The organism is Ochrobactrum sp. P6BSIII (genome assembly GCF_014138065.1).
GTDB lineage: Bacteria > Pseudomonadota > Alphaproteobacteria > Rhizobiales > Rhizobiaceae > Brucella.
In genome coordinates, this window is the sequence record NZ_JACGXB010000015.1 from 84,607 (window position 1) to 108,556 (window position 23,950).

The following is a 23,950-nucleotide window of genomic DNA, read 5'->3' on the forward strand; positions in this document are numbered from 1 at the left end:
CCCGAAGTCAATTTTATCCCTTCACATTTGAGGTTTGCAATGAGCATTGTTTCTCTTCTGCCCGAGGTGGAAGCGTTTATCGGCCGCGAGCATGGTTTGTTTATTGATGGCGTCGCGACGCCTGCAACGACCACAGGACGGATCAGCATCACCAACCCGGCGAATGGTCGGATTTTCGCATCGATCGCGGATGCCTCTGATGAGGACGTGGACAAGGCCGTTCAGTCGTCGCGCAGCGCTTTCAAGGGCGTGTGGGCCAGGACAAGCCCTGCGGAACGCGCGAATATTTTGCTGCGGCTTGCCGATCTTTTTGGCAAGTACCGCGAGGAACTTGCACAGATTGAGACCCTTCAGTCGGGCAAACTCATCCAGATATCGCGCGGGTTTGAAGTTGATGCGGCGGCGGCATTCCTGCGCTATTATGCAGGATGGGCTACCAAGATTACCGGTGAGACCATTCAACCATCGCTGCCTTCGTTCAATGGTGAGCAGTACACGGCTTATACCCTTCGTCAGCCTGTTGGTGTGGTCGTTGGTATTGTACCGTGGAATTTCTCGATCCTGATTGCAGTCTGGAAATTTGCATCCGCACTGGCGACTGGTTGCACATCGATTATCAAGCCGTCGGAGTTTACGCCGCTGACTATGCTTCGTATTGCGGAGATCGCGAAGGAAGCCGGTGTGCCTGACGGGGTTCTGAATGTTGTTACGGGTACCGGCAAGGTTGGAGCCGCTTTGATTGCTCATCGGGGAACCAACAAGGTCAGCTTCACCGGGTCGGTGCCGACGGGTATTGCCGTTGGCAAGAGTGCATTCGATGCGAAACTCACCCGCGCGACGCTGGAGCTAGGTGGCAAGAACGCTGTTGGCTTCTTGCGTGATGTCGATGCCGACAAGGCGGTGAATGGCATTTTCGAGGCGGGCTTCATCCATCAGGGGCAGATCTGCGCGGCTGGTGAACGCTTTTATGTGCATCGCTCGCGCATGGATGAAATTCTGGAAAAGCTCTCGGTCCGGATTTCCAGTCTGAATGTCGGCAATCCAATGGATGAAGATGCCCAGTTCGGCCCACTGTCCAATAAGCCTCACCTTGAGAAAATCGCCGGTTTCTTCGAGCAAGCCCGTTCTCAAGACGCGCAGATAATCTGTGGTGGCAAGGTTCTTGATCGCCCCGGTTTCTATGTAGAGCCGACGGTCATTCGCGTTGATAAGCCTGACGCAGCGCTGATCCGAGAAGAGACCTTTGGTCCAATCGGCACGTTCTTTGCCTATGACGATGAAGAAGAGTTGCTGGAACTGATGAATGATACGCCATTTGGGCTTTCTGCCAGTCTGTGGACGGAGGATCTTTCCAAAGCGCTGCGCATGATCCCACGCATTGAAGCAGGTACTGTCTGGGTCAACATGCACACCATACTTGATCCGGCAGTCCCATTTGGCGGGATTAAATCATCGGGCATTGGGCGCGAGTTTGGGAGTGCATTCATCAATGACTATACGGAACTCAAGTCGGTCATGATCCGCTATTGAATTGAAAGGCCCCAACGTCTCATCTGACGTGGGGGCCTTTTGCTTGTTATTGCTATAGTCTCAACACTCGCACTATCGCGCGGCGATTCCCTCGCACTGATCGTCGATCAGGCAGGGGCGGCTGGATGAATAAAGGGCCACGGACTTGTCTCAGAGGCGCGTTCCACGGTGACCTCGATAAGTGCGGGAGCATCAAGAAGAAGCGCTTGTTCCAGAGCCTTCTTCAGGTCGGCGGGGTTTTCAGCGCGCCATGCTGCCACACCAAAACTCTCGGCAAGTTTGACGAAGTCCGGGTTATCAAGGTTAGATCCGATGTAGCGTCCCTGATAGGCCTGACGCTGGTCACGGAGCACGTTTCCATAAGACTGGTTGTTGAAGACAACAGCGACAACATTGATCGCGTGTTGCGCGGCGGTGGCGAGTTCTTGTACGCCGAACAGAAATCCACCATCGCCGGATATCGACACAACTGCCTTATCGGGGTTGGCAACTTTGACGCCAAGCGCCGTATTATATCCAAAACCCAGATTGTCCTGATAGCCACACGTCACATACTGACGTGGAGCATAAACAGGGAAGCCAAATCGCGCGGTGAAACCAACCTGGCTGATTTCTTCCACCAGAAAGCCATCACGGGGCAGAACTTCACGTATGGCGTCGAGATAGGCCATTTGCGGTTGAACGCTGGAGAATGCCTCACGCGCTTGTAGTTTTCTCTCGCTGAACTCTGCCGTACGATCCTGACTGGTCGGGTTGACAGCATTCGTAAGCGCAAGCGTTGCTTCTGCGGCATCGGCCACAATTGCAACATCAGGCTTGAGGCGAACCATTTCTGTCGCATCGATATCAATACGAATGACTTTGATGCCTTTGGGCATCCAGCGCCAGCGCATGAATTGCAGTTCGAGACGGCTGCCAATACCGATGAGAAGATCGCAATCTTTCCAATAGTCGAAACCAGCAACCGAGTTGAAAGCGTAAGGATCATCGTCCGGTACGATACCCTTGCCTGAACGGTGCGCGGTGACGGGCGCTTGTATCGCCTCCGACAGTGCCTTGATTTCGGCAGCTGCGTCGACAGCACCACCGCCAACCATGATGAGAGGGTTCTTCGCCGCAGCAATCAGTTTGACGGCGGCTTCGATGCTGTCGGGATCGACCGGCGGTGGCGCCAGCGGCTCGCCAACCAGGGGAGAAGCAATCAGTCCCTTCTGGCCAAAGACGTCCCACGGGGCTTCAACCGCAACAGGTCGCTGCCGTCCGGACGACATCTGTGTGAACAGGCCTGCCATCACGTTATAGGTTGAGGACGGGTGTTCGATGCGTTCCGCCACTTTTGTCAGGCCACGAAGCGTACCTAATTGATCCGGTAACTCATGCAATTGTCCACGGCCACGACCGATCAGGTCTGCCATGATGTTGCCGGTGATACAAAAGACGGGAGCATTGGCGCCATAGGCTGTGCAAAGCGCTGCGCCCGAATTGAGAACGCCGGGGCCAGGGACAACGGTATAGACGCCGGTTCGCCCAGAGGACTTGGCATAACCATAGGCCATGTAACCAGCGCCTTGTTCGTGGCGCGTATGGATAAAACGAAGCTTGTCCCGGTATTCATAGAGCGCGTCATTGAAGTCATACATATGTGCGCCGGGAATACCAAAGACCGTATCGACGCCGTTCGCAATCAGGGACCGTGCGATCTTCTGACCTGTCGTTTCATGCTCATTCATGGTCTGTTACTTTCTTTCGTCTTCGTTCCATTCGCAACGTTTTTAACGCTGGTTGACGATTGCAGCGGAAAACCGCAGCGCCATTAGCCCGCCAAGAGCGATCAGTGCGGCCAGCACATACAAAGCTATCGATGAGCTTTGCGTTTGGTCGCGCATCCAGCCAATAAAATATGGAGCGACAAATGCAGCCAGATTTCCAAGGCAGCTAATGAAAGCAAAGCCGGCTGCCTGCGTGCCCGGTGCAATGAAGGAGGGGGGCAACTGCCAGAACTGTGGCAGCGAAGCGCTCGCACCCATGCCGGCAATGATAAGACCCAGCATAACAAGCATCGGGTTTGGCGCAGCAAAGCCGACCAGAAAGAGGCCGCCAGCGGCCATCAGAGACGGAATGACAAGGTGCCAGCGGCGCTCGGCGCGTCGGTCGGAGGAATAGCCAAAAGCAACCATGGCTATACAACCCGCAAGATACGGAAGAGCACTCAGAAGACCGATGGTTGCGTCACTTGCTATGCCGGTTTCGTGAATGAGTGCAGGCATCCAGAAGGCGATGGTGTTGACCGCCAGCATGACCGAGAAATAAATGCCGACAAGTTGCCAGATCTTTGCATCGCTGATGCATGCCCACAAAGACGTATTGGCGACGGGACTGGCTTCGCGCGCCAGTTGATTGGTGAGGTAGTCTTTCTGGGTCTTGTCCAGCCAAGGCGCATCCTTGATGCGATCTGGGATGACGCAATAAACGATAACGCCCAATAGCAAAACGGGCAGACCTTCCAGCAAGAACATCCATTGCCAGCCACGCAATCCGGCGAACTGGTTGAAGCTTTCCAGAATCCAGCCTGAAACGGGACCGCCGATCAGCCCAGCCGCCGGTACAGACAGGCTGAATATTGCGATGATCTGACCACGGCGACGTCCGGGAAACCATCGGTTGATGTAAACCAGCATGCCGGGATAGAAACTGCATTCGGCAATACCAAGCAGAAAGCGCACGACGTAGAATTGTTGGGCAGATGTGACCAACAAGGTTGATGCGGAGAGAATGCCCCATACTATCATGATGAAGGCGATCCAGCGTCGTGGACCGACCTTGTCGAGCATTATATTGCAGGGGACGCCGAAAATAGCATAGGCGATGAAGAAAAGGCCGGCTCCAAGCCCATAAGCCGTGTCGCTGAAGCCAAGATCCGACGTCATTTGCAGCTTGGCAAAGCCGATATTGATGCGGTCCAGATGCGCGAATATATAGCTCACGATCAGGAGCGGCATGATACGCCATGTCACGATGCGGTGGATCGTGTCGCCAAGTTTGTCTTCGTCAGCATGACGGCTATTCAGTACTGCTTCCGCAGGTGCTTGTGATGTTAATCCCTGAATTCTCATATTGCCTCCCAGCAATCACGGTCCTCTTCCGTGGTCCATTTCCTCGATCAGCTTTTCAGCTGGTATGCGGTATCAACTCTTCAATTTATTAAACATGTTAAGTAAATAGATATACGAGAAACGGCGGAATAGTGTTGAAACCGATTGAATCATGCGGTGAAATATCATCGATAGATAGAATATTCTTAATTGATTTGCAGGTATATGTTCTCTTAGAAAATTCCAATCGGTGTATTATATAATTCTTACAAGTATAATAATGTAAATCAATGAATTCATCGTGGGTTATCTCCCAAAAACCGTATGAAATTTATTTCTGGTCGCATTTGTTGCGAGGCATCGTATCTATTCGTTACATCTAATTTTCGATAAAGTGAACATGTTAATTAAAAGTAGGTGCTTCCGACAAGCAAGCCGGGCCGACGCGTTATAGGCGCGGTGCGATCATTGTGGCGGGCACTATCAAGGAGGACCCCGCCTGCTCAAGCCGCAATAGGGAAACGGTTGGAAAAGGCTGGAACTAGTCGTTGATTGCTGCCAAATCTTCCAGTGTGTCGAGAAGTTGCTCGATGCGCTCGCGTCCAAAGCGTTCTTCCAGTCTTGCGTAGATCAACCGGCTTTCCGGCGCGACGTCCTTGATGATAGCCAGGCCGATGGGGGTTATTTCCAGCAGCACCCGGCGACCGTCATTATGATCCTTGGCTTTGGTGATAATTCCACGCTCTTCCAGAGACCGTATAATGCGAGTCAGGCTCGGAGCCAGGATGAAGGCCTTGTCAGCCATCTCCGACGCATCGACCACGCCCATTTCTGCCAAAATACGCAGAACGCGCCATTGCTGCTCAGTAATATCATGCTGTGCAAGCATTGGCCGAAAGTGGCTCATAACGGCCTCGCGGGCACGCAGCAATGCAATCGGCACCGAACGCCGCGTGTCGCGAGGTAGCAGGTCTTCTTGCGATGATTTCGATTTCGGAGCGGAATGATTTTGCATGCAAGCTTTATCCTGCATTTTCCAACGCTTTTCAATCATGTGTACGCTGCATCCCCTGTCGTGTCGTTTAGCGGGCTTGACATTATCATTAACATGTTAAATAAACCCTGCTATACATGGTCGCCAGATATTGATGGCCACCAAATTTGGTTCAGTTCGTGGGAGGAACGATGCCGCATTTCACCATGGAGTATTCCGCCAATCTCGATATGGCGGTCGATTTCGACGGTCTGTGCGAAGCTGTGCATGCGACCATGATGGAGACAGGGCTTTTCGAGCTTGGTGCGGTTCGTGTGCGTGCATTCAGAGCTGAAGCCTACGCTGTAGCAGATCTGCTAGCCGAAAATGGTTTCATCGACATGTCCCTTCGCATTGGCCATGGTCGCAGCGAGGATGAGAAGCGGAGAGCTGGAGAGGCGATCTTCGCTACGGTCAGTGTGTTCCTCAACCCATTGTTCCAGACGCCGCATTTCGCGTTGACCCTTGAGGTCCGCGAGATCGACCCAAATTTGAGCTGGAAGAAAAACGCCATTCATCCGCGCCTGCGCCAGAAACAGGCCTGATCCAAAAGCGCACACCGCCGCTGTCGCGGTCGGCTATTTCCTTATGACGGAGTAAAGCATGTCAAAGCTCGACGATAATGTCGCCAAGGCGAAAGCCTATCTGGCCCATTTTGAAAATGGAGTTCTGAACCGCATTGGCGGAGAGGATGTGGCCGCCTCCGACGGAGCAACATTCGAAACGCTTTCGCCGGTGGATTTGAAGCCTCTGGCTAAGGTTGCGCACGGTAAGGCTGCAGATATTGATCGAGCGGCCAAAGCAGCCAAACAGGCCTTTCCAGAATGGGCAGCCATGCCGGGCATGGAGCGAAAGAAGCTGCTTCACAAAATCGCCGATGCCATTGTTGCCCGTTCAGAAGAAATTGCCTTCGTGGAATGCATGGATACGGGGCAGTCTCTGAAATTCATGGCCAAGGCCGCTTTGCGTGGCGCGGAGAATTTCCGGTTCTTCGCTGATCGCGCACCCGAAGCGCGGGATGGCAAGGCGCTGCGCGCTCCTGGTCAGGTCAATTTGACGACACGTGTGCCTGTCGGCCCAGTCGGTGTCATCACGCCGTGGAATACGCCGTTCATGCTGTCGACCTGGAAGATTGCACCAGCTTTGGCCGCCGGTTGCACGATTGTTCATAAGCCAGCCGAGTTCTCACCGCTCACGGCCCGCCTGCTGATTGAGATTGCCGAAGAAGCCGGCCTGCCCAAAGGTGTTTGGAACCTCGTCAACGGCTTTGGTGAAGATGCGGGCAAGGCACTGACGGAACATCCCGATATCAAGGCTATTGGTTTTGTTGGTGAAAGCCGCACCGGATCGATGATCATGAAACAGGGTGCGGATACGCTGAAGCGCGTTCATTTTGAACTGGGCGGCAAGAATCCGGTTGTCGTTTTTGCGGATGCGGATCTGGAGCGCGCTGCCGATGCGGCGGTCTTCATGATCTATTCGCTCAATGGCGAGCGTTGCACTTCATCTTCGCGCTTGCTGGTCGAAGATACGATCTATGACCGTTTCACGGCTCTGGTTGCAGAAAAAGCCAAGCGGATAAAGGTCGGGCATCCGCTGGACCCTGAAACGGTCGTGGGGCCGTTGATCCATCCCGTTCATGAAAAGAAGGTGCTGGAATATATCGAGATCGGTCGCAACGAAGGGGCAACTGTTGCCGCCGGTGGCACAAAATTCGACGGCCCGGGTGGCGGTTGCTATGTTTCCCCGACATTGTTCACGGGTGCAAACAACCGGATGCGTATCGCTCAGGAAGAAATTTTCGGTCCGGTTCTGACGGCTATTCCATTCAAGGACGAGGCTGAAGCGCTCGCCCTTGCCAATGACGTTCAATATGGCCTTACCGGCTATTTGTGGACCAACGATGTTACGCGCGCATTCCGTTTTACTGATAGTCTGGAAGCGGGCATGATCTGGGTCAATTCCGAGAATGTTCGCCATCTGCCGACCCCGTTCGGCGGAGTTAAAAGCTCCGGCATCGGTCGTGATGGCGGTGACTGGTCATTCGATTTTTACATGGAAACCAAAAATATTGCGTTTGCCAATAAAGCTCATGCAATTCAGAAACTTGGCGGTTGAATAAGGCGCACGTACGTTCCGCTTTACGATAACTGCCGTTCCGAGGAGGAAATAATGGCTCTGCCGAAACCAAATCTCTATCCGCCTTTCAATATTCTGCGACTATCGCATGTTGAGTTGGCCGTCACCGATCTTGCGAAGTCGCGTGCCTTTTATGTGGACATTCTTGGGCTGCAGGTGACGGACGAGACCGCCGACGCGATTTATCTACGCGCCATGGAAGAGCGCGGACATCATTGCATCGTGCTGCGCAAATCCGATAAGGCAGAAGCCTGCGAACTTGGTTTCAAGGTGTTTTCCGAAGAAGACCTCGACAAGGCCGAGCACTTCTTCCGCAGCAAGGAACTGCCCGTCGAATGGGTGGAGCGGCCCTATCAGTCGCGCACATTCCGCACCCGCGATCCACATGGTGTTCCGTTGGAGTTTTATTCCAAAATGGATCGCCTGCCGCCGATCCACCAGAAATATGCGCTTTATAAAGGCGTGAAGCCGCTGCGCATTGATCATTTCAACTGCTTCTCGCCGAATGTCGACGAAAGCGTCGCTTTCTATAACGAAATCGGGTTTCGCGTCACCGAATATACTGAAGATGCCGAGACCGGCCGACTCTGGGCAGCATGGACGCATCGCAAGGGTGGCGTACATGACATTGCTTTCACCAATGGCAAAGGTCCTCGTCTGCATCATACCGCCTTCTGGGTGCCAACGCCGCTCAACATCATCGATCTGCTTGATGTGATGTCGACGTCCGGCTGGATCGCCAATATCGAGCGCGGTCCTGGCCGCCATGGCATTTCCAATGCCTTCTTCCTCTATATTCTTGATCCTGACGGTCATCGTATCGAGATTTATTGCTCGGATTACCAGACCGTTGATCCCGATCTGGAGCCGATCAAGTGGGATCTGAAAGATCCGCAGCGGCAGACGCTCTGGGGCGCACCTGCGCCGAAATCCTGGTTTGAACACGGCAGCCTGTTTGCCGGGGCGGAAGTGCGGGATTCTATTCTAAAGGCGCAGCCGATCATAGCTCCTTGAACCGCTTCGAGGGACAACGGACGGGAACAAAAGCGAGACATATATATATGGCCAGATTGGTGAGTTTTTCGACTGCTGCGGGCAAGGGTTATGGCCTGCTTAAAGACGGTGGTGTTGTCGATCTTTCGAAGATGCACGGCCAGATTTGGCCGACCTTGCGCGAAGTTATTGAAGCGGGAGAACTGGTAAGGCTTGCGGAGGAAGGAGCAAGTCTTGCCCCAGATATTCCGCTTGCTGAAATCACTTACGAAATCCCCGTTCCGTCACCGGAAAAGATTATCTGTGTCGGCGTGAATTTTCCTGACCGCAATGAAGAGTATAAGGATGGGCAGGCGGCGCCACCCAATCCATCACTCTTCATTCGGTTTGCGCGCTCGTTCACTGGTCATGATCAACCGCTGATCCGCCCGCCTGAAAGCCCGCAACTCGATTACGAAGGCGAAATCGTCATTGTCATTGGCAAGGGCGGTCGGCGCATTGCTGAAAAAGACGCGCTCGACCATATTGCTGCGCTCACGCTTTGCAACGAGGGTACGATCCGCGACTGGGTGCGCCATGCCAAGTTCAATGTCACGCAAGGCAAGAACTTCGATGCAACCGGTTCTATCGGACCATGGCTGGTGCCGTATACGGATGAAAGTCAGCTGGCTGATATCCAGCTGACCACGCGGGTCAATGGAGATATTCGCCAGCAGGACCGCACCAGCCGGATGATTTTCTCTTTCCGCAAGATCATCAATTACGTCTCCACCTTCACCACGCTTGTACCGGGCGATGTACTGGTCTGCGGGACACCAACGGGTGCAGGCGCGCGTTTTGATCCACCGATCTGGCTGAAACCGGGCGATGTGATCGAGGTGGAAGCGGATGGCCTTGGTATTCTCCGCAATACTGTTGCCGACGAGAAAGTCTGATTCATGCTGACTGAAACGGAAATAGCAGCGGCTGCAAATGCGCTCGACGATGCCGAGAAGAGCCGCACACAAATCGGCCTTCTGTCGCTGAAGCATAGCGGCATGACAATGGATGACGCTTACGCTGTGCAAGCTGCTTGGGTAAAGCAAAAGCTTGCTGCGGGCCGCAAACAGATCGGCTGGAAAATAGGCCTCACGTCCAAGGCCATGCAATATGCGTTGAACATCGACATTCCGGATTCGGGCGCTCTGCTCGATGATATGGTGTTCGATGATGGTGCGGTCATCCCGGCAGATCGCTTCATCCAACCACGTATTGAGGCGGAAATTGCCTTTGTTATGAAGGCGCCGCTCAAGGGGCCGAATATTTCGGTCTTTGATGTGCTAAAGGCCACCGATTATATTACGCCCGCACTGGAAATTCTGGATACTCGTGTTTTACGCGCCGATCCAGAGGCGAAGAAGACGCGCAGTATCGTCGATACGATTTCCGACAACGCCGCCAATGCGGGCATCGTCATCGGGGGACGACAGATGCGGCCCGACCAGGTCGACATGCGCTGGATGGGCGCGATCGTTTCACGTAACGCCGAAGTCGAAGAAACCGGGCTCGGCGCGGGGGTTCTCAATCATCCCGCGCGCGGTATTGCATGGCTCGCAAATCGTCTGGCACAATATGGCGATGGCATTGATGCCGGTCAGATCGTGCTCGCAGGGTCGTTTATCCGTCCTATCGAAGCCCGTCACGGAGATACCATCAGTGCGGACTTCGGGCCTTGCGGTACGATTGCTTGCCACTTCCTGTAATGAAGGCTGTGCCATCGGCTATCGCTGCTCAGGAGTGATGGTCGTTACTCCTGAGCAGCGATATAGCTGCGGTGCAAAAGGCTGGCTGGCACGCGTCGCCTTATTGACGAGGCTGGCACAAGGCACCCCGACCGATTATGACGGCGAGCATCAAGATGATCCCGTCTGCTAACGGAAATGCCAGCCAGATGCCTGATACTCCGAACCGGGCGGCGAGCACGAGGATGAGCGCGGGTGTTAAAAGCCAGGGTTTTATCAAAATGAGCGCCGCCGTCTGGCCAACTCGACCAAGAGCCTGGAAATACAACGCCAAGACAAGCACGGGGCCGGCGGATGCGTAGATTAACATCATGCGCCGCAGTATCAGTGCAACGGCGCTGATTACAGCGGGATCATCGCTGAACCAACTGCCGAGAGTGGTTCCCGCAAAGATACCAAACGCCGCGACAGACAGGCTCCAGAGGAAAGCGACCCCCATGGACAGCCGCAATGCGGCTAGCACACGGTCAATTCTTCCCGCACCAGCATTGTTGCCGGTAATGCTCTGCGTGCTCAGCGCGATAGCCATTTGCGGCAGAAAGGCAAAGCCTAGAAGCCGCGTTACTACGCCATAAGCTGCCACCCATGTACTATATTCAGTCCCAACGTGACGCCTCAGAGACAGCATTACGATACTGGCTACCACGGCAATGCCGAGGAAACTGAGACACAATGGCAGGCCAAGGCGAATGATTTGAGACCACCCACTTTGCCAGCTCTGCATATGCAAAGTTGGTAGTGGTAACAGATCCTTGCTGTGTTTTCTGAAGCCAACGACCAATGCCAATCCGAGCGCTTGCGCCGCGACTGTACCCAGAGCCGAACCGGAAACACCGAGGCCAAACACTGCAATCCCCAGCCAATTGGCGCCGATATTGAACAGGTTGACCAGCACGGACAAGACCGCAATCAAGCCTGCCCGACCTTCATTTCGCAAAGCATCGGCATGGACGCCAAGCATCAGTTGTATCGGCGCGCCAACAATCATGATCTGCAAATAGTCATGCGTCAGACGGGCGACTATCGGATTGACCGCAGCCATGGAAGCGACAAGCGCAGTACCGCTCAGCGCCCACAGTCCGATCAGGCCGACCGAAATTGCCAGCACCAACCCATGCGCACCTGCAAAGATGCGCCCGGCAGCGATACGATCCCCAGCACCCAGAAGCCGTGCCATGAGGCTCGACATCCCGCCACCCACCAATGTGGTGAGCGCGGAAAGGACCATGATCACAGGAAATGCCAAACTTACTGCCGCGAGAGCGTCGGAGCCGATGAAGTGACCGACGAAAATCCCATCGACGACATTGAGAACGCCACTCATCGACATAACAACGGCCATAGGAAGAGCGTTGGACAGAAACAGCCGCCCGACAGGGACGGTCAGAAAAGGATCAATCCTTTGGGCGTGCCGCATAGAAATCGCTCAGTCCTCATACGAGGCATTTCAAATAGGATGGGAGCCCGCATTGCCACCGTGCGAAATGCTTCGAGGGTGAGGTGTCTTATCGATCCGGGCTTGACCATGACTTACGTCTGCAGGAGGCAGGTGCCGGAACCTTTTCAATAGACATAGAGGACGACCGCTGTCGGGTCAATCAAATCTACAGCCTTAGAAGAGTGCTGTCATAAAGTCAGCCTGAGCGAAGCCGATCCGGATGGCTGCGTGCTGGATAAGATCGTTCAAACTCTCGACAATACCAAGGCTGCGTCGAATGCTGTAGCTCATCAACACACCTGAAAACCAGAACCGGGCCATTCCGCGCTTGAATTCAAGCAATGTGAAGGCACCAATGTGATTGCTATCGAGACCGCATCAACACCGAAGAAGATTGATCAGTGCTCTGAGCGCCGCAGGGACATGACGGCGACCTGGATAGTAAAGATAGAAGCCGGGATAGGGAGGGCACCAGTCTTCAAGAACACGGACGAGCTTTCCAGACACAAGATGTTCGCTGACATGCGGCTCGGTACCGTAGGCTAGTCCGATGCCATCAAGTGCCGCAGCGATCATAAGTTCCGGATCGTCCAGAACCAGTGTTCCGTCGACGGCAACATTGAGTGTTTGTCCGTCTTTCGAAAACTCCCAGCGATATAAACCACCATTCGCGATCTGGCGGAACCCGATACAATTGTGCTGGTGAAGATCGCGCGGCGTTTCTGGTGGTGAATAACGTGTAAAATATTCCGGTGAAGCGACAATGGCTGTACGCAAATCGGGTGTAATGCGAACCGCAATCATGTCTTGATCAAGACTTTCGCCGAGCCGAATGCCCGCGTCAAAGCCTTGCTGGACTATGTCGACAAATCCGTTTTGTGCTGCAATCTCCAGGGTGACATCTGGGTAAAGATCGCAATAGGTGCGGATTTTAGGCCCTAAGACCCGCATTGCTACCGTGCGTGGCGTGCTGATCTTTAACCTGCCGGCTGGCTGTTCGCGATAATCATTGAGCGTTTCCACCGCTGTTTCGATGCTGGCAAATGCTGGACCGATCTGACGCAAAAGGGCGTGTCCTGCTTCAGTTAGCGCAATCGTCCGCGTCGTTCGGTTAAAAAGACGAACCCCCAGTTTTTGTTCAAGTGAGCGGATGGAATGTGACAGAGCAGACGGCGTTACATTCAGCCTGACTGCTGCTTTGCGAAATCTGCCTTCTTCCGCAATAGCTACGAACGCCGCTAATTCACCAAGATCGCTTGTCCTCATTATTAGTGAATATAGCTCATCATCGGATGCAATGAAAGGTGGATAAAAATGAATAATGAACTGGTCTAGCTTGAAGGAAATGAGCCACCTGAGAGGTAGATATGTCGGATTTTTCGGGACAAACAGCAGCTTCAAGCCGCTTTCAAAATAAGGTCGTTATTGTATCAGGCGCTGGTACCGGCATCGGTCGCGCTGCGGCAATCGGTTATGCCCGCGAGGGTGCGAAGGTAGTGTTGGCAGGACGCCGAGCCGCCGAGATTGAATCCGTGGCGCATGAAATCTTTGAGGGCGGTGGTAAGGCAATTGCCGCCCCCACCGATGTATCGCAGGAAGAAGATGTCCGTCGTCTGATCAAAACGGCATTCGATCAATATGGCAGGCTGGATGCAGCATTCAACAATGCAGGAATCCTCGGCAACTTCGCACCAATTATCGAACAGACGAGCGCTGATTTTGATGCGGTAATAGCCGTCAATCTTAAGGGTATCTGGCTTTCGATGAAGTATGAAATCGAGGCGTTCTTGAAACAAGGCTTTGGTGGGTCGATTGTAAATACCTCATCCTGGCTCACGAAGGGAGCGCTTCGCGGGTCATCGAGCTATTCGGCCAGCAAGGGGGCGCTTGATGCGATGATCCCGGCACTGGTGCTCGAATATGCTGCCAACGGTATTCGCATCAACAATATCAATCCGGGTATCATTGAAACCCCGATGGCTCACGGCAGTGTCAATGGCGACATGACGGCATTTACGCCTTTCGTGGCGCATACGCCTGCGGAACGGCTTGGCCAGCCGGATGATGTCGCTGATCTTGCAATCTGGCTTTCATCGGATGAAGCCCGCTTTGTAACTGGCCAGACAATTCTCGTGGACGGCGGCTACACGATCGCCGGTGTGCGTTGAAGCTGAACCGGCTGGGGGTGTTGGCAGTTGCGCACCGACTTGAGGCTCCAAATTGTCGGGCAGAAGTGGTCTCGATTGGAGAAAGAAGAATGAAATACGTTTCTCTTGGCCATAGCGGGTTGAAGGTGTCACGCCTCGCTCTTGGTTGCATGACCTATGGCGATCCGTCCTGGAGTCCATGGGTCCTCAAAGAGGACGAAGCCCGTCCGTTCATTCGGGATGCACTGGAAGCGGGGATCAACTTCTTCGATACGGCAAATATCTATTCGGCCGGTGAAAGTGAGCGGATTCTGGGACGCGCGCTGAAGGATCTTGGCTCTCGTGACGATGCGGTCATTGCCACCAAGGCTTTCTTTCCGGTGGATGAAAAGCCAAATAATCGCGGCCTTTCGCGGAAGCACATTCTGGCAAGCGTTGATGCTTCCCTGAAACGGCTTGGCACTGATTATATTGATTTATTCGTCATCCATCGTTTTGATCCTGAAACACCTATCGAAGAAACTGCCGATGCACTTGATGCGGTCGTTCGGGCCGGTAAGGTGCGCTATCTCGGGGCGTCTTCCATGCATGCTTGGAGATTTATGAAGTTACTCGCCTTTCAGCGTAACAACGGCCTGGCCAGCTTCATCTCAATGCAAAGCCAGTACAATCTGATTGTCCGTGACGATGAAGAGGAATTGATACCTCTATGTCGGGAGGAAGGTATTGGCCTTACGCCTTGGTCGCCTTTGGCACGAGGCAGGCTTGCTGCAACGCAAAGTATTGAAACATTGCGCGCTGGTACGGATGAACAATCTGCCCAATGGTATCAAGGCACTGGCGGAGTTGACAAAACGGTGGCGATTGTTGGTGATCTTGCCAAAGCGCGTGGCGTCTCACCAGCACAAATCGCTTTGGCTTGGGTGCTGGCGAAGCCGGATATAGTATCTCCGATAGTTGGTATGTCCAAGCCTCATCATCTCCCCGATGCGCTTGGCGCGGTATCGCTCGAACTGTCGAGCGATGAAATGATCAGACTGGAAACCGCCTTCAATGCAAATCGTCGAGCGCCGCACTGGTGAGCGTTTTGGTTGCGATATCGAGCAAAGTTTTTGAGCACTTTACGATCGAAGGATGAGAGTATGAAACACGCTTTTCAACATCGTTCAGGTTTGGCTGCAATGACATTTCTTTCGATCGTGGCCTTGAGTGATGCAAAGGCGCAATTTTCGCCCGATCCTGAGTGCAAGGCTTCGACGATGATGCTACCGTCTGGAGATCTCTACCCAAATGGCATCGCCCGTGCGAACAATGGCGCGCTTTATGTAGGCCTTGTTACGAGTGGGAAAATTCTGAGCAAGCGGCCGGACCAAGACTGGCAGGTGTTTTTTGAGGGTAACGAACAGGTCTTTTCCGGAACCACACTACGATTGGATGAAAAGCGAGGCTTGTTGTGGGGCAATTCACCGGATTTTCTTCCATCAGGAGAAACACGTCCGCACCGCATCTTTGCCATAGAAACTTCGACGGGAAAACAACGTCTTGACGTTCTCGTACCAAACGGCGGTATGGGCAACGATATTGCTTTGGCACCCGACGGTACAGTCTTTCTGACGGAAACCAAAAATGGTGGAATTCTGCGCCTGCAGCCGGATACTGACCAGCTACAAGCCATCGTCAGCGACGAGCGCCTCAGCGGTGGAGCCGGGGGAATAGGAACGGCTGGAATTGTCTATCTGAATAACCAAACTTTGATCGTATCGAATTTTGGCACAGGAAAGCTCTATGTTGTCAACAATGTTGACACCGAGACACCGACCTTACGCGAAATTCAGCTGCCACGGTTGATCGAGAACCCTGACGGAATGGCTTTGGCGCCCGACGGATCGCTTATTGTCCTTGAAAACGCAATAAACAGCGGGCAGGGCCGAATACTCAGAATCCGTGAACCACTTGTTACGGATATGCGTAACATTGAAGTGCTTCGGGATGGATTGGAAAACCCAGTTAATCTGACGATTAGCCCGCAAGGATGTGCTTTTGTATCCGAAGCGCGTATCCGCCACCGACTTCTTCCCGGAATGGAAGCAAACGTACCAGATGAATTCCGCATTCTAGAACTCCCACTCCCTTCAGGGGCGAGCGACGACGCACAATAGTGTCGAGCCGTCGCTTTCCACGAGTTCTTTGATGAGTTTACTGGAGTGATTTTCCATGTCTATATTCAGTTTGAAACAATCTCTCATCATCTGCCTGTTGCTCACCGGTTCTGTTCAAGCGCAGGATCTATCCGAAATCGAGTTTGAGCCCGAGCTGGGGGGCGGATATCCGGAAGGCATCGCCTGGAACCCGCTGACAAACGCCTTCATGGTTTCTTCCCTTCGTGGGGGACAAGTCGGGTCGGTGACGCCTGACGGCCATTATAGGATCTTTTCCAACGATAATTCCTTGATCACGACTTCAGGCATCGTCGTTGATGTTGATCGCAATCGTCTGCTGATTTGTAACGAGGATGTCGGCATATCAACGCGCTCGCTGCCCGGCACTCGCCACAGAGTGGCTCAGGTGGTCGAACTAGATCTTGATACCGGTGCGGTCCAGAGAATGTACGATCTTTCGTCACTGAGTTCTGGTGCGACGCTCGCTAACGATTTGGCGGTTGACGCGCAGGGCAATATCTATGTTACTGATAGCTTGCAGCCGCAAATATACAAGGTTGATTACTTGACCAAAGAGGTGTCGGTCTTCGTGCGTTCCGATCTTTTGATGTCAGCTGAAAAAACGGAAGCGAGCGGTACCAAACCTTATCTGAACGGCATTGTCTATCATCCTGACGGATTTCTGATTGCGTCTGATTATTCACGCGGACTCCTGTGGAAGATCCCCCTGAACAACCCGCAATCCTTCACCGAGGTTCAGCTGTCGGCGCGGCTGGATGGGCCTGACGGTTTGGTTCTGAAAAGTCCAAAGGAGTTGGTCGCGGTTCAATCGTTCACCGACAATAATGGAAAAATGACGGGTAATGTAGTTCTTTTAGATTCACCAGATAGTTGGGCTACCGCTCGCATAAAAGCCGTGGCTTCGCCAACCAGACTGGATGGACCTACCACTGCAACATTGAGAGGCGATGAGGTATGGGTGGTCAACTCAAGATATCCACGTCTGTTTTCCGACCCGGATAATGCCGATAACACGAAGGCTTTCACTATCTTGAAAGTTGGTTTCGAGTAGTAAAGTAAGCAGGTAATCTCGTTGTCGTCTATGAAAACAACATTGAGGCGAGAACCAGTATTGTAACTTCGACTTTGTCGTAAAACTTAGTCGCCGATAAGAGGGTATGCACGACATTCGCAGATCAATACGCGTCGGATTACGGGTTAGGGTTACGGTGCCTTAGTCAGCTTGGGGCGGCGTCGCCCAGATAGAGCTTATGAAGCCGGGTGGGGTCTTTGACGAGCACTTCACTGCTGCCGTCATAGACGATTTGCCCGCGACGCAAGACATATGCATGATTGCTTATGGAAAGCGCCAGCGCCGCAAATTGTTCCACCAGTATGATCGCCATGCCGTTATCCGCTAGCTGTCTCACGGCACGCATGAGCCGATTCACGATGACGGGTGCCAGACCGGATGACATTTCATCAATCAGCATAACCTTCGGCCGATTAACGATGGAGCGCGCAATCACCACCATTTGCTGTTCACCGCCCGATAGCATACCCGCTTTGACGTCACGCCGCTGAACGAGTTCTGGAAACAGATAATAGGCTTCATCCAGGCTTGCATCAGGATGTAAGGCGACCTTCAGATTTTCTTCCGTTGTCATATCCGAAAAGACGGTCCGTCCCTGCTCGACATGGCTCAGGCCAGCCTTCGTTCGCAGGCCCGGTCTTAGTCTGGTCAGCTCTGCCTCGCCGAGGCTGATCGAACCGGCTCGTACCGATATGATGCCGGACAAACTCTCAAGGAAGGTGGTTTTACCGGCACCATTGGAACCCAGCAGCACGCTGATTTCACCGCTTTGCACCCTCAGATCGACACCGCGAATTACCGGAATGCCCGAACGGTCGACCTGCAATGCCTTGACTGAAAAACAGGTCATTCGGCAGCCTCTTCAAACTCGATGCCCATATAGGCTTTTTGGACGGACGGAAGATCCAGAACTTCAGCGGTCACGCCATTGGCGATGACGCGTCCAAAGTCGAGGACCGTGATTGATGAACAGGCGTTGCGCACAAGGTCCATGTCATGTTCGATCAATAATATCGAACTACCAAATGTTGCAGGGATGGCAGCGATGCGCTGGCCAAGTTTCAGCGCCTCGTCATAAGAGATGCCGGCTGCCGGTTCATCAAGCAAGATAACAGGCGCCCGTGACGCGACTGCTCCCGCTACGTCGATCAGGCGGCGCGTTCCCACGTCGACAGAGCTGATGAGGATATCCGGGCCGGGACAACCGAACCAGGCAAGCAGGCTTTCAACCTCGTTTTGCGCAATGGGGCCTGCTGCCAGCCGCATATATTCACCGATCCGCAGTTCAGGAGCGATACGTGTGGTCTGCCACGTACGGCGAACACCCCTTTGCGCGCGTGATGCTGCCGAATGCCCTTCCAGCGGGTTCCCGTTCAAGAGGACGGCGCCGTCGTATCGGGGCAGGAAACCGGCAATGGCATCGACCAGTGTGGATTTCCCGGCGCCGTTTGGTCCGACAAGTCCAATGACAGCACCTGCAGGTACTGTGATGCTAACACCATCTAGTGCGGTAATTGCTCCGTAGCGCACGGTAAGATCACGCACTTCAAGCGCTGTGCCGGTGCTTCTTTTTGCACTCCGCGACGTGGTTTCCGGCAGGGCTTGAGCACTGGATGGTTCTGTTTGCCTTTTCTTGCGGGAAATCAGTTTGCGCCCGAGCCTCGACCAGGATTGGGCTATTGTTTCGCCGGTCGACAAGGCCTGTACGGCTCCGAGTGCAAAGAAGATGTTGCCCACATCCTGCGGTAGATTGATACGACGTAACAGCTCTGGGAAAAGCACGATAAGGATGCCGCCAATAATAGCTCCCATCGTGAAATGAGCACCCGTCATTGTCGCAACGGCAAATAATGCCAACGACTGCATCATCGAAAAATTTTCAGAAACGAGTGTGCCCAGATACCCCGCAAGAAGGCCGCCAGAGATGCCTGATATGAAAGCACTGATAGCGAAGGCGCTCAGTTTGGCAAGCGGCACACTGATCGCGTTGGCGGCAGCGGCACGTTCGGAATAGCGTACTGCAAGCCAGGAAGAACCAAGTCGGGAATGACCAATGAATTCCAGTAGAACGGCGATGACTGTGTAAAACAGCAAGACAAGCAAGAAGTAGCCCTGATCGGAGGTGAAAATATCGGGACGGGCAACCTGGGTAAAACTCGTCTGCCCCGGAAAGGTGATTGTGGCAAGTACCGTGTCAAAAGCTGCGGCAAAACCCAGCGTGACAATGGCAAGATTGATGCCGCGCAACCTGAGAGCGGGCAGGCCGATCGCAATCCCCACCGGCACGGCTGCCAGGCCGCCAATCAAGACCCAGAGGATCAATCCGCCCGGTGCTTCGATCAGGTTGAGATAACCCGTAACCCAGGCTCCTACGCCGGCGAAGGACATTTGGCACAGCGAAATCATACCTGTTCGACCAGTGACGAGACCGAGGCTTTGTAGTGCAATGCCGACGATGAAGACTGCTGTAATCAGGAATATCCAGTATTTGGGCAAGAGGGTCAGGGCAAGCGCGCCGAGCGCAGCTAGTGACAGAACGATGATGATGGCGTGAAAACTAGCGTGCTTCATCCCAGCGGGCTCCTCGTTGCGACCACAAAAGGACGGCCAGAATGACCAGAAATGGAACGGTGCTGCGATACTGGCCGATGGAACCCATCGCACTGACCATGCCTTCCAGCACACCAATCATCACGCCGCCAACGAGTGCAATGCGGAAGCTTGAAAAAGCGCCGATCAGGGCGGCAGCCAGCGCTGGCACGACCAGAAGGCTGAGAGATGAGAAATCTGGGGAACGCAAGGGCGCTATCACCATCAAGGCGAAGGATGTCACAGCGCCGGTGACCGCCCAGACGCCAAGCGCAAGCAGGCGCACCCGGATGCCGATCAGTTCAGCGGCCATGGGGCGCTGCGACAGCGCGCGGAGCTGAAGCCCTGTACGCGTGCGGGCCAGGAATTGTTCAGTTGCAACCGTGAAGAAGAGGGCAAGCAGAAGCGTTGTGACAGCAGCCCATGTAACTTCTACCCCCGCCAGACGAAAGGCTGAACCGGGTATCACTGCGGGAAAGTAGTGGGGATGCTGACCACCGGTGAAACGCAGCCCCAGTGCTATGATGCCAACGAGAAGCGCCGCGGTTACCGCTGCTTTGGTTGAGGCATTAGCGTTGGCAAACCAGGTGGTCATGACGATACCGATCATGATACCTGCAAGCACACCAATAGCGATGCCAAGGGCAACTGCGAGTACCAATGGCACATTCATTTCGAACAGGCTGACCATCGCGAATGTCCCGATGGCACCTATTGCAGCGCCCGTAAAATTTACCACGGCAACCAGCCGATAAGTGAAGATGGCGCAGACGCCAAGGATCGCATAAGCGCCACCTGCCGATAGTCCGGCTACTGCGGCTGTGAGAAGAGAGCTCATGGCTGGAACCCCAAAACAGTCGGGTGCAAAGCCCGAACGATGAATAACGGTATGCCTGTCGCGGTACTAGCGGCGGCGGTCGTCCGGTTCTCGAGAGAGCCGGGAAAGAGCACCCTGCTGTTCAATCAGTCTCGATTATTCCGCTTTTGGTAGCGAGAACCAATCGTTGGTCTTTACCGTCCACTTACCTGCTTCGAGTTGCATGACCTTGGTGGCCTGCATTGGCGCGTGCGCTTTGGCTTCGCCGAAGACGTAAGGACTGCCCGCCATGGCATAATGCAATTCCTTGCTGGATTTAAGCGCAGAGGTCACGCTCTCGCGCGTGACCTCGCCATCAATGCCTGAAATAGTGTCGATAAGTGCTCTTGCGGCAAGGAAGCCACCTTGCGAGAAAGCAGTCTTGGGCAGGCCAGCCGCGTCCATTGTCTTGATCCAGTCGGCATTGGCGTCGGTGGCCTCGGTATAAGGCTCCCATTCGGTGCCAATATAGATTGGCTGCTTGCTATCGGCCAGCGCTTTGGCGACTCCCTCCGTATAGCCGGGGGCAAGAAAGAGCCAGTTCATACCGCTGATCTTCTGTGCGTCGGCGGTCTTCACCCATTGAACGACACCCGGCTCGACTTGGTTGGTCAAGACCGTATCACATCCAGCGTTGCGAGCTTTGATGAGATAGGGGGTGAGATCACCTTGTGCAGGCAAGGTCATGTCACTGAGGGCGATCTTCTTTCCGCTGATCTTTTCCCAGCGCGTGACGGCTGCAGCATAGGCCTCCTGAGTGCCGCCGATGACGAGGAAAAAAGCGCAGAGTTTCTGAGCACCAAGATTTTTTGTCGCATAATCGAGCATGGCTGTCGTCAACGTATAGGGGCCGACATTCACGGGCGCGATGCTGGGAGCATTAAAACACAGTGGATCGACGCCGACGCCCTGTATCGCCAGAACGTCATTTCGATTGTAGGTGGCCGCATTGACGGCGCAATCGAGCAAACTTGCGCCTCCGGATAAGGCAACAACAGATTTGTTGTCGATCAGATCACGGGCTGCCTGAGCTGCGACCTGTGGGTCTCCCTTATCGTCGGCGATGGTGTAGTCAATCTTACAGCCGTTGATACCTCCAGCCGCATTTAGCTGTTCGAAGACGGCCGCCGCCGCTTTGGGAGCGTCGGAAAAATCGACGACGCCCGTTATCGTGGAAACAGCACCTATCTGGATGGGCCCATTTTCACAGGAAGGGGAAGCCTGAGCCTCCCCGGCGAAAACCCACATGCCTGACAACATTACTGCTGAAGCGAGAAGGAGGTTTCTGGTCGATTGCATGCTGTTCCCTTTTTTATTTGCCCGCAATGCATCGGGAGAGGTTTCATGAAACGGCTAGCGCTGATAGACGGCTCGCCCTTCGAAGAAGGTGGTCAGAACTTTGGTGCTGGCGATCTGATTGGCCGGGACATCGAAGACATTCTGGTCGAGAATGATGAGGTCTGCCGACTTGCCGGGCTCCAAAGACCCGGTCTGTTCCGCGATACCCATCGCGGTTGCGGAATTCAGGGTGAATATCTTGATTGCGGTTGCTAGATCGATGGCCTGTTCGGGCCAAAGCGAAACGCCTGGAAACGCGCCGGATGGATTTTGCCGGGTTACCATTCCTTCGATACCGGTCCATGGGTCGGGTACAGGAATGACCGGCCAGTCGGAGCCGCCTGCCAGAAGTGCGCCAGACTGATGGAGATCGGCTATCGGCCAGAACCGCGATGCCCGCTCTTCGCCCATGGCCGCCTTGTGGCCCTCAAGAAAGGTGGTTGGGTACCAAATCATCGGGCAGAGGTCGGCAACCACCGAGAGTTTTGCAAAGCGCTCGATATCCTGTGGGCGGATATAGCTCGCATGCGCTATATGGTGCAGGACCTTTGCCGGACCCTTGAAATAGCGCACTGCTTCTACGGCATCCAGCATTTCGCTGACCGCAAAGTCTCCGGCACAGTGGATTTTCAGCCCCATGCCGAGCATTTCCGATCTGTCGATATATTTGACCAGATCGGCATAGCTGACGAGCGTTTCTCCTCTATAACCATGGGGGTGAGCGTCGTCGTTCAAATAAGCGTCGTGAAAAGCCCCGGTACGTGCTCCGGGTACGCCATCGAGGAAAATCTTGGTGAAGTTCGGTCGCACATGATGCGTGCGATAATGTTCGCGAACCGCCAGAAGCTCATCACCGGAAAGCCCGAACATGAATGACGGTTCGATCAAGGGAAGGGACGTGACAGCCCAGGCTGTCAGTTTGTTCTTGTTATCGAGATTTGTGAGTGCTTGGAGAACCGGCTGTACCGAGGCGGCATCCTGAAAGGCGGTGATGCCATATGAATTGGCCAATTCGACGGCGCGTATGACTGCGGCTTCCCCCATGGCTTCGGTAAAGTGGCTCGCCGCTACTCGTTCAACAATGCCGGCTGCAGATTCCACTAATAGTCCAGTCAATCGACCGTTCGTCGAATCTCTTCCGAACGCACCGGCAGGTGGGTCCGGCTGGTGCTCGTCAATGCCAGACAGGTGCATTGCAACGCTGTTGATCCAGCGATTGTGCATGGTTTCATCACGTAACAATACTGGATAGCCGAGGCTGGCAGCATCAAGTTTTTGCAATGCTTCCTTGGTATTGAGCGCGGCGATCATGTCCGCGCCCCATTGGTTGGCGATAATCCATTGACCAGGTGCAGCGGTTTTCGCCTGCTCACGTACATGGGCGCAAATGTCGTCGATAGTTGCGCCTTTGGGCAACTGCGTTTCAAACAGTTCGGCCTGGCCAGCCATCATGATGTGGTTGTGTACATCAACAAAGCCCGGCATCACCATGCGGCCTTCAAGATCAATGACCTCGGTTGTGTCTGTTCTATAGCGTGCGATTTCAGACACGCTGCCGACAGCAAGTATCTTCCCATCTGCGACTGCAATGGCCTGCGCCCAGGGTTGTGAAGCGTCGATCGTATAGATACGGCCATCAGTGAGAATGAGGTCTGCGTGTCGCGTCACTGTCATGCTGATGTTCCCTTTGGGTTCATTATTTGAACCTGCTATTCACTATTAGAGTGCCGCCCGGATTTACATGTGTCAAGATAATTCACAC

Annotated in this window: 20 protein-coding genes; 10 read left to right on the top strand and 10 right to left on the bottom strand. The window is 54.0% G+C overall.

Going from position 1 to position 23,950, the window contains the following annotated elements:
* Positions 1–39: 39 nt before the first annotated feature.
* Positions 40–1,530, top strand: coding sequence for an aldehyde dehydrogenase family protein (locus FHW00_RS19425; protein WP_078340034.1), 1,491 nt, complete (start codon positions 40–42; stop codon positions 1,528–1,530).
* A 107-nt stretch (positions 1,531–1,637) separates the two neighbouring features.
* Here the strand turns inward: FHW00_RS19425 and FHW00_RS19430 are convergent, their stop codons facing one another.
* The 3 genes from FHW00_RS19430 to hpaR form a co-directional block, all read right to left on the bottom strand.
* Positions 1,638–3,260 carry a thiamine pyrophosphate-dependent enzyme gene (locus FHW00_RS19430; RefSeq protein WP_078340035.1) on the bottom strand — a complete coding sequence of 541 codons (1,623 nt, stop codon included), beginning with the start codon at positions 3,258–3,260 and terminating at the stop codon, positions 1,638–1,640.
* Between the two features lie 42 nt (positions 3,261–3,302).
* The gene (locus FHW00_RS19435; protein ID WP_078340036.1) at positions 3,303–4,643 is read right to left on the bottom strand and encodes an MFS transporter; all 1,341 of its coding nucleotides are present in this window, start codon (positions 4,641–4,643) and stop codon (positions 3,303–3,305) included.
* A gap of 520 nt (positions 4,644–5,163) precedes the next feature.
* Positions 5,164–5,655, bottom strand: a complete 492-nt coding sequence (gene hpaR / locus FHW00_RS19440; protein WP_176168352.1) for a homoprotocatechuate degradation operon regulator HpaR — start codon at positions 5,653–5,655, stop codon at positions 5,164–5,166.
* 152 nt (positions 5,656–5,807) lie between these two features.
* On the opposite strand from hpaR, the gene FHW00_RS19445 reads away from it, so the two are divergent.
* From FHW00_RS19445 to hpaH, 5 genes are read left to right on the top strand one after another with little or no spacing between them, the layout of a single operon-like run.
* On the top strand, positions 5,808–6,200 hold the full coding sequence (locus FHW00_RS19445) for a 5-carboxymethyl-2-hydroxymuconate Delta-isomerase (protein ID WP_078340037.1): 393 nt from the start codon (positions 5,808–5,810) through the stop codon (positions 6,198–6,200).
* A 58-nt stretch (positions 6,201–6,258) separates the two neighbouring features.
* Positions 6,259–7,773 (top strand): 5-carboxymethyl-2-hydroxymuconate semialdehyde dehydrogenase, encoded by a 1,515-nt coding sequence (hpaE, locus tag FHW00_RS19450; RefSeq protein ID WP_078340038.1) that lies wholly within the window; start codon positions 6,259–6,261, stop codon positions 7,771–7,773.
* 54 nt (positions 7,774–7,827) lie between these two features.
* Entirely contained in the window at positions 7,828–8,808 is a 981-nt protein-coding gene (gene hpaD / locus FHW00_RS19455) for a 3,4-dihydroxyphenylacetate 2,3-dioxygenase (protein ID WP_182514683.1), read from the top strand.
* A gap of 47 nt (positions 8,809–8,855) precedes the next feature.
* Positions 8,856–9,722: a fumarylacetoacetate hydrolase family protein gene (locus tag FHW00_RS19460; RefSeq protein ID WP_078340039.1), complete on the top strand. Its 867-nt coding sequence runs from the start codon at positions 8,856–8,858 to the stop codon at positions 9,720–9,722.
* A gap of 3 nt (positions 9,723–9,725) precedes the next feature.
* Complete coding sequence (hpaH, locus tag FHW00_RS19465; RefSeq protein WP_182514684.1) at positions 9,726–10,529, top strand: 2-oxo-hept-4-ene-1,7-dioate hydratase; 804 nt, start codon at positions 9,726–9,728, stop codon at positions 10,527–10,529.
* Positions 10,530–10,629: 100 nt separating this feature from the next.
* Here the strand turns inward: hpaH and FHW00_RS19470 are convergent, their stop codons facing one another.
* Both FHW00_RS19470 and FHW00_RS19475 read right to left on the bottom strand, forming a co-directional pair.
* A complete protein-coding gene (locus FHW00_RS19470; RefSeq protein ID WP_210276594.1) occupies positions 10,630–11,985 on the bottom strand; it encodes an MATE family efflux transporter in 1,356 nt (451 codons plus the stop codon).
* A gap of 399 nt (positions 11,986–12,384) precedes the next feature.
* Positions 12,385–13,272: a LysR family transcriptional regulator gene (locus FHW00_RS19475; RefSeq protein ID WP_078340040.1), complete on the bottom strand. Its 888-nt coding sequence runs from the start codon at positions 13,270–13,272 to the stop codon at positions 12,385–12,387.
* A gap of 101 nt (positions 13,273–13,373) precedes the next feature.
* Between FHW00_RS19475 and FHW00_RS19480 the strand changes: the two genes are divergently transcribed.
* The 4 genes from FHW00_RS19480 to FHW00_RS19495 all read left to right on the top strand — a co-directional run bounded on the left by FHW00_RS19480 (position 13,374) and on the right by FHW00_RS19495 (position 17,384).
* Positions 13,374–14,174: an SDR family NAD(P)-dependent oxidoreductase gene (locus FHW00_RS19480; protein WP_078340041.1), complete on the top strand. Its 801-nt coding sequence runs from the start codon at positions 13,374–13,376 to the stop codon at positions 14,172–14,174.
* Positions 14,175–14,263: 89 nt separating this feature from the next.
* Positions 14,264–15,235 carry an aldo/keto reductase gene (locus FHW00_RS19485; protein ID WP_078340042.1) on the top strand — a complete coding sequence of 324 codons (972 nt, stop codon included), beginning with the start codon at positions 14,264–14,266 and terminating at the stop codon, positions 15,233–15,235.
* 60 nt (positions 15,236–15,295) lie between these two features.
* Positions 15,296–16,312, top strand: a complete 1,017-nt coding sequence (locus FHW00_RS19490; protein WP_078340043.1) for a hypothetical protein — start codon at positions 15,296–15,298, stop codon at positions 16,310–16,312.
* A gap of 55 nt (positions 16,313–16,367) precedes the next feature.
* On the top strand, positions 16,368–17,384 hold the full coding sequence (locus tag FHW00_RS19495) for an SMP-30/gluconolactonase/LRE family protein (protein WP_078340044.1): 1,017 nt from the start codon (positions 16,368–16,370) through the stop codon (positions 17,382–17,384).
* Positions 17,385–17,550: 166 nt separating this feature from the next.
* Here the strand turns inward: FHW00_RS19495 and FHW00_RS19500 are convergent, their stop codons facing one another.
* From FHW00_RS19500 to FHW00_RS19520, 5 genes are all read right to left on the bottom strand, one after another.
* On the bottom strand, positions 17,551–18,255 hold the full coding sequence (locus FHW00_RS19500) for an ABC transporter ATP-binding protein (protein ID WP_078340045.1): 705 nt from the start codon (positions 18,253–18,255) through the stop codon (positions 17,551–17,553).
* Positions 18,252–19,976 carry a branched-chain amino acid ABC transporter ATP-binding protein/permease gene (locus FHW00_RS19505; protein ID WP_078340046.1) on the bottom strand — a complete coding sequence of 575 codons (1,725 nt, stop codon included), beginning with the start codon at positions 19,974–19,976 and terminating at the stop codon, positions 18,252–18,254. The genes FHW00_RS19500 and FHW00_RS19505 overlap by 4 nt, the downstream gene beginning before the upstream one ends.
* Positions 19,963–20,832 carry a branched-chain amino acid ABC transporter permease gene (locus FHW00_RS19510; RefSeq protein WP_078340047.1) on the bottom strand — a complete coding sequence of 290 codons (870 nt, stop codon included), beginning with the start codon at positions 20,830–20,832 and terminating at the stop codon, positions 19,963–19,965. The genes FHW00_RS19505 and FHW00_RS19510 overlap by 14 nt, the downstream gene beginning before the upstream one ends.
* Before the next feature lie 135 nt (positions 20,833–20,967).
* A complete protein-coding gene (locus tag FHW00_RS19515; protein WP_078340048.1) occupies positions 20,968–22,149 on the bottom strand; it encodes an ABC transporter substrate-binding protein in 1,182 nt (393 codons plus the stop codon).
* Between the two features lie 54 nt (positions 22,150–22,203).
* Complete coding sequence (locus tag FHW00_RS19520; protein ID WP_078340049.1) at positions 22,204–23,862, bottom strand: amidohydrolase; 1,659 nt, start codon at positions 23,860–23,862, stop codon at positions 22,204–22,206.
* Positions 23,863–23,950: the final 88 nt, after the last annotated feature.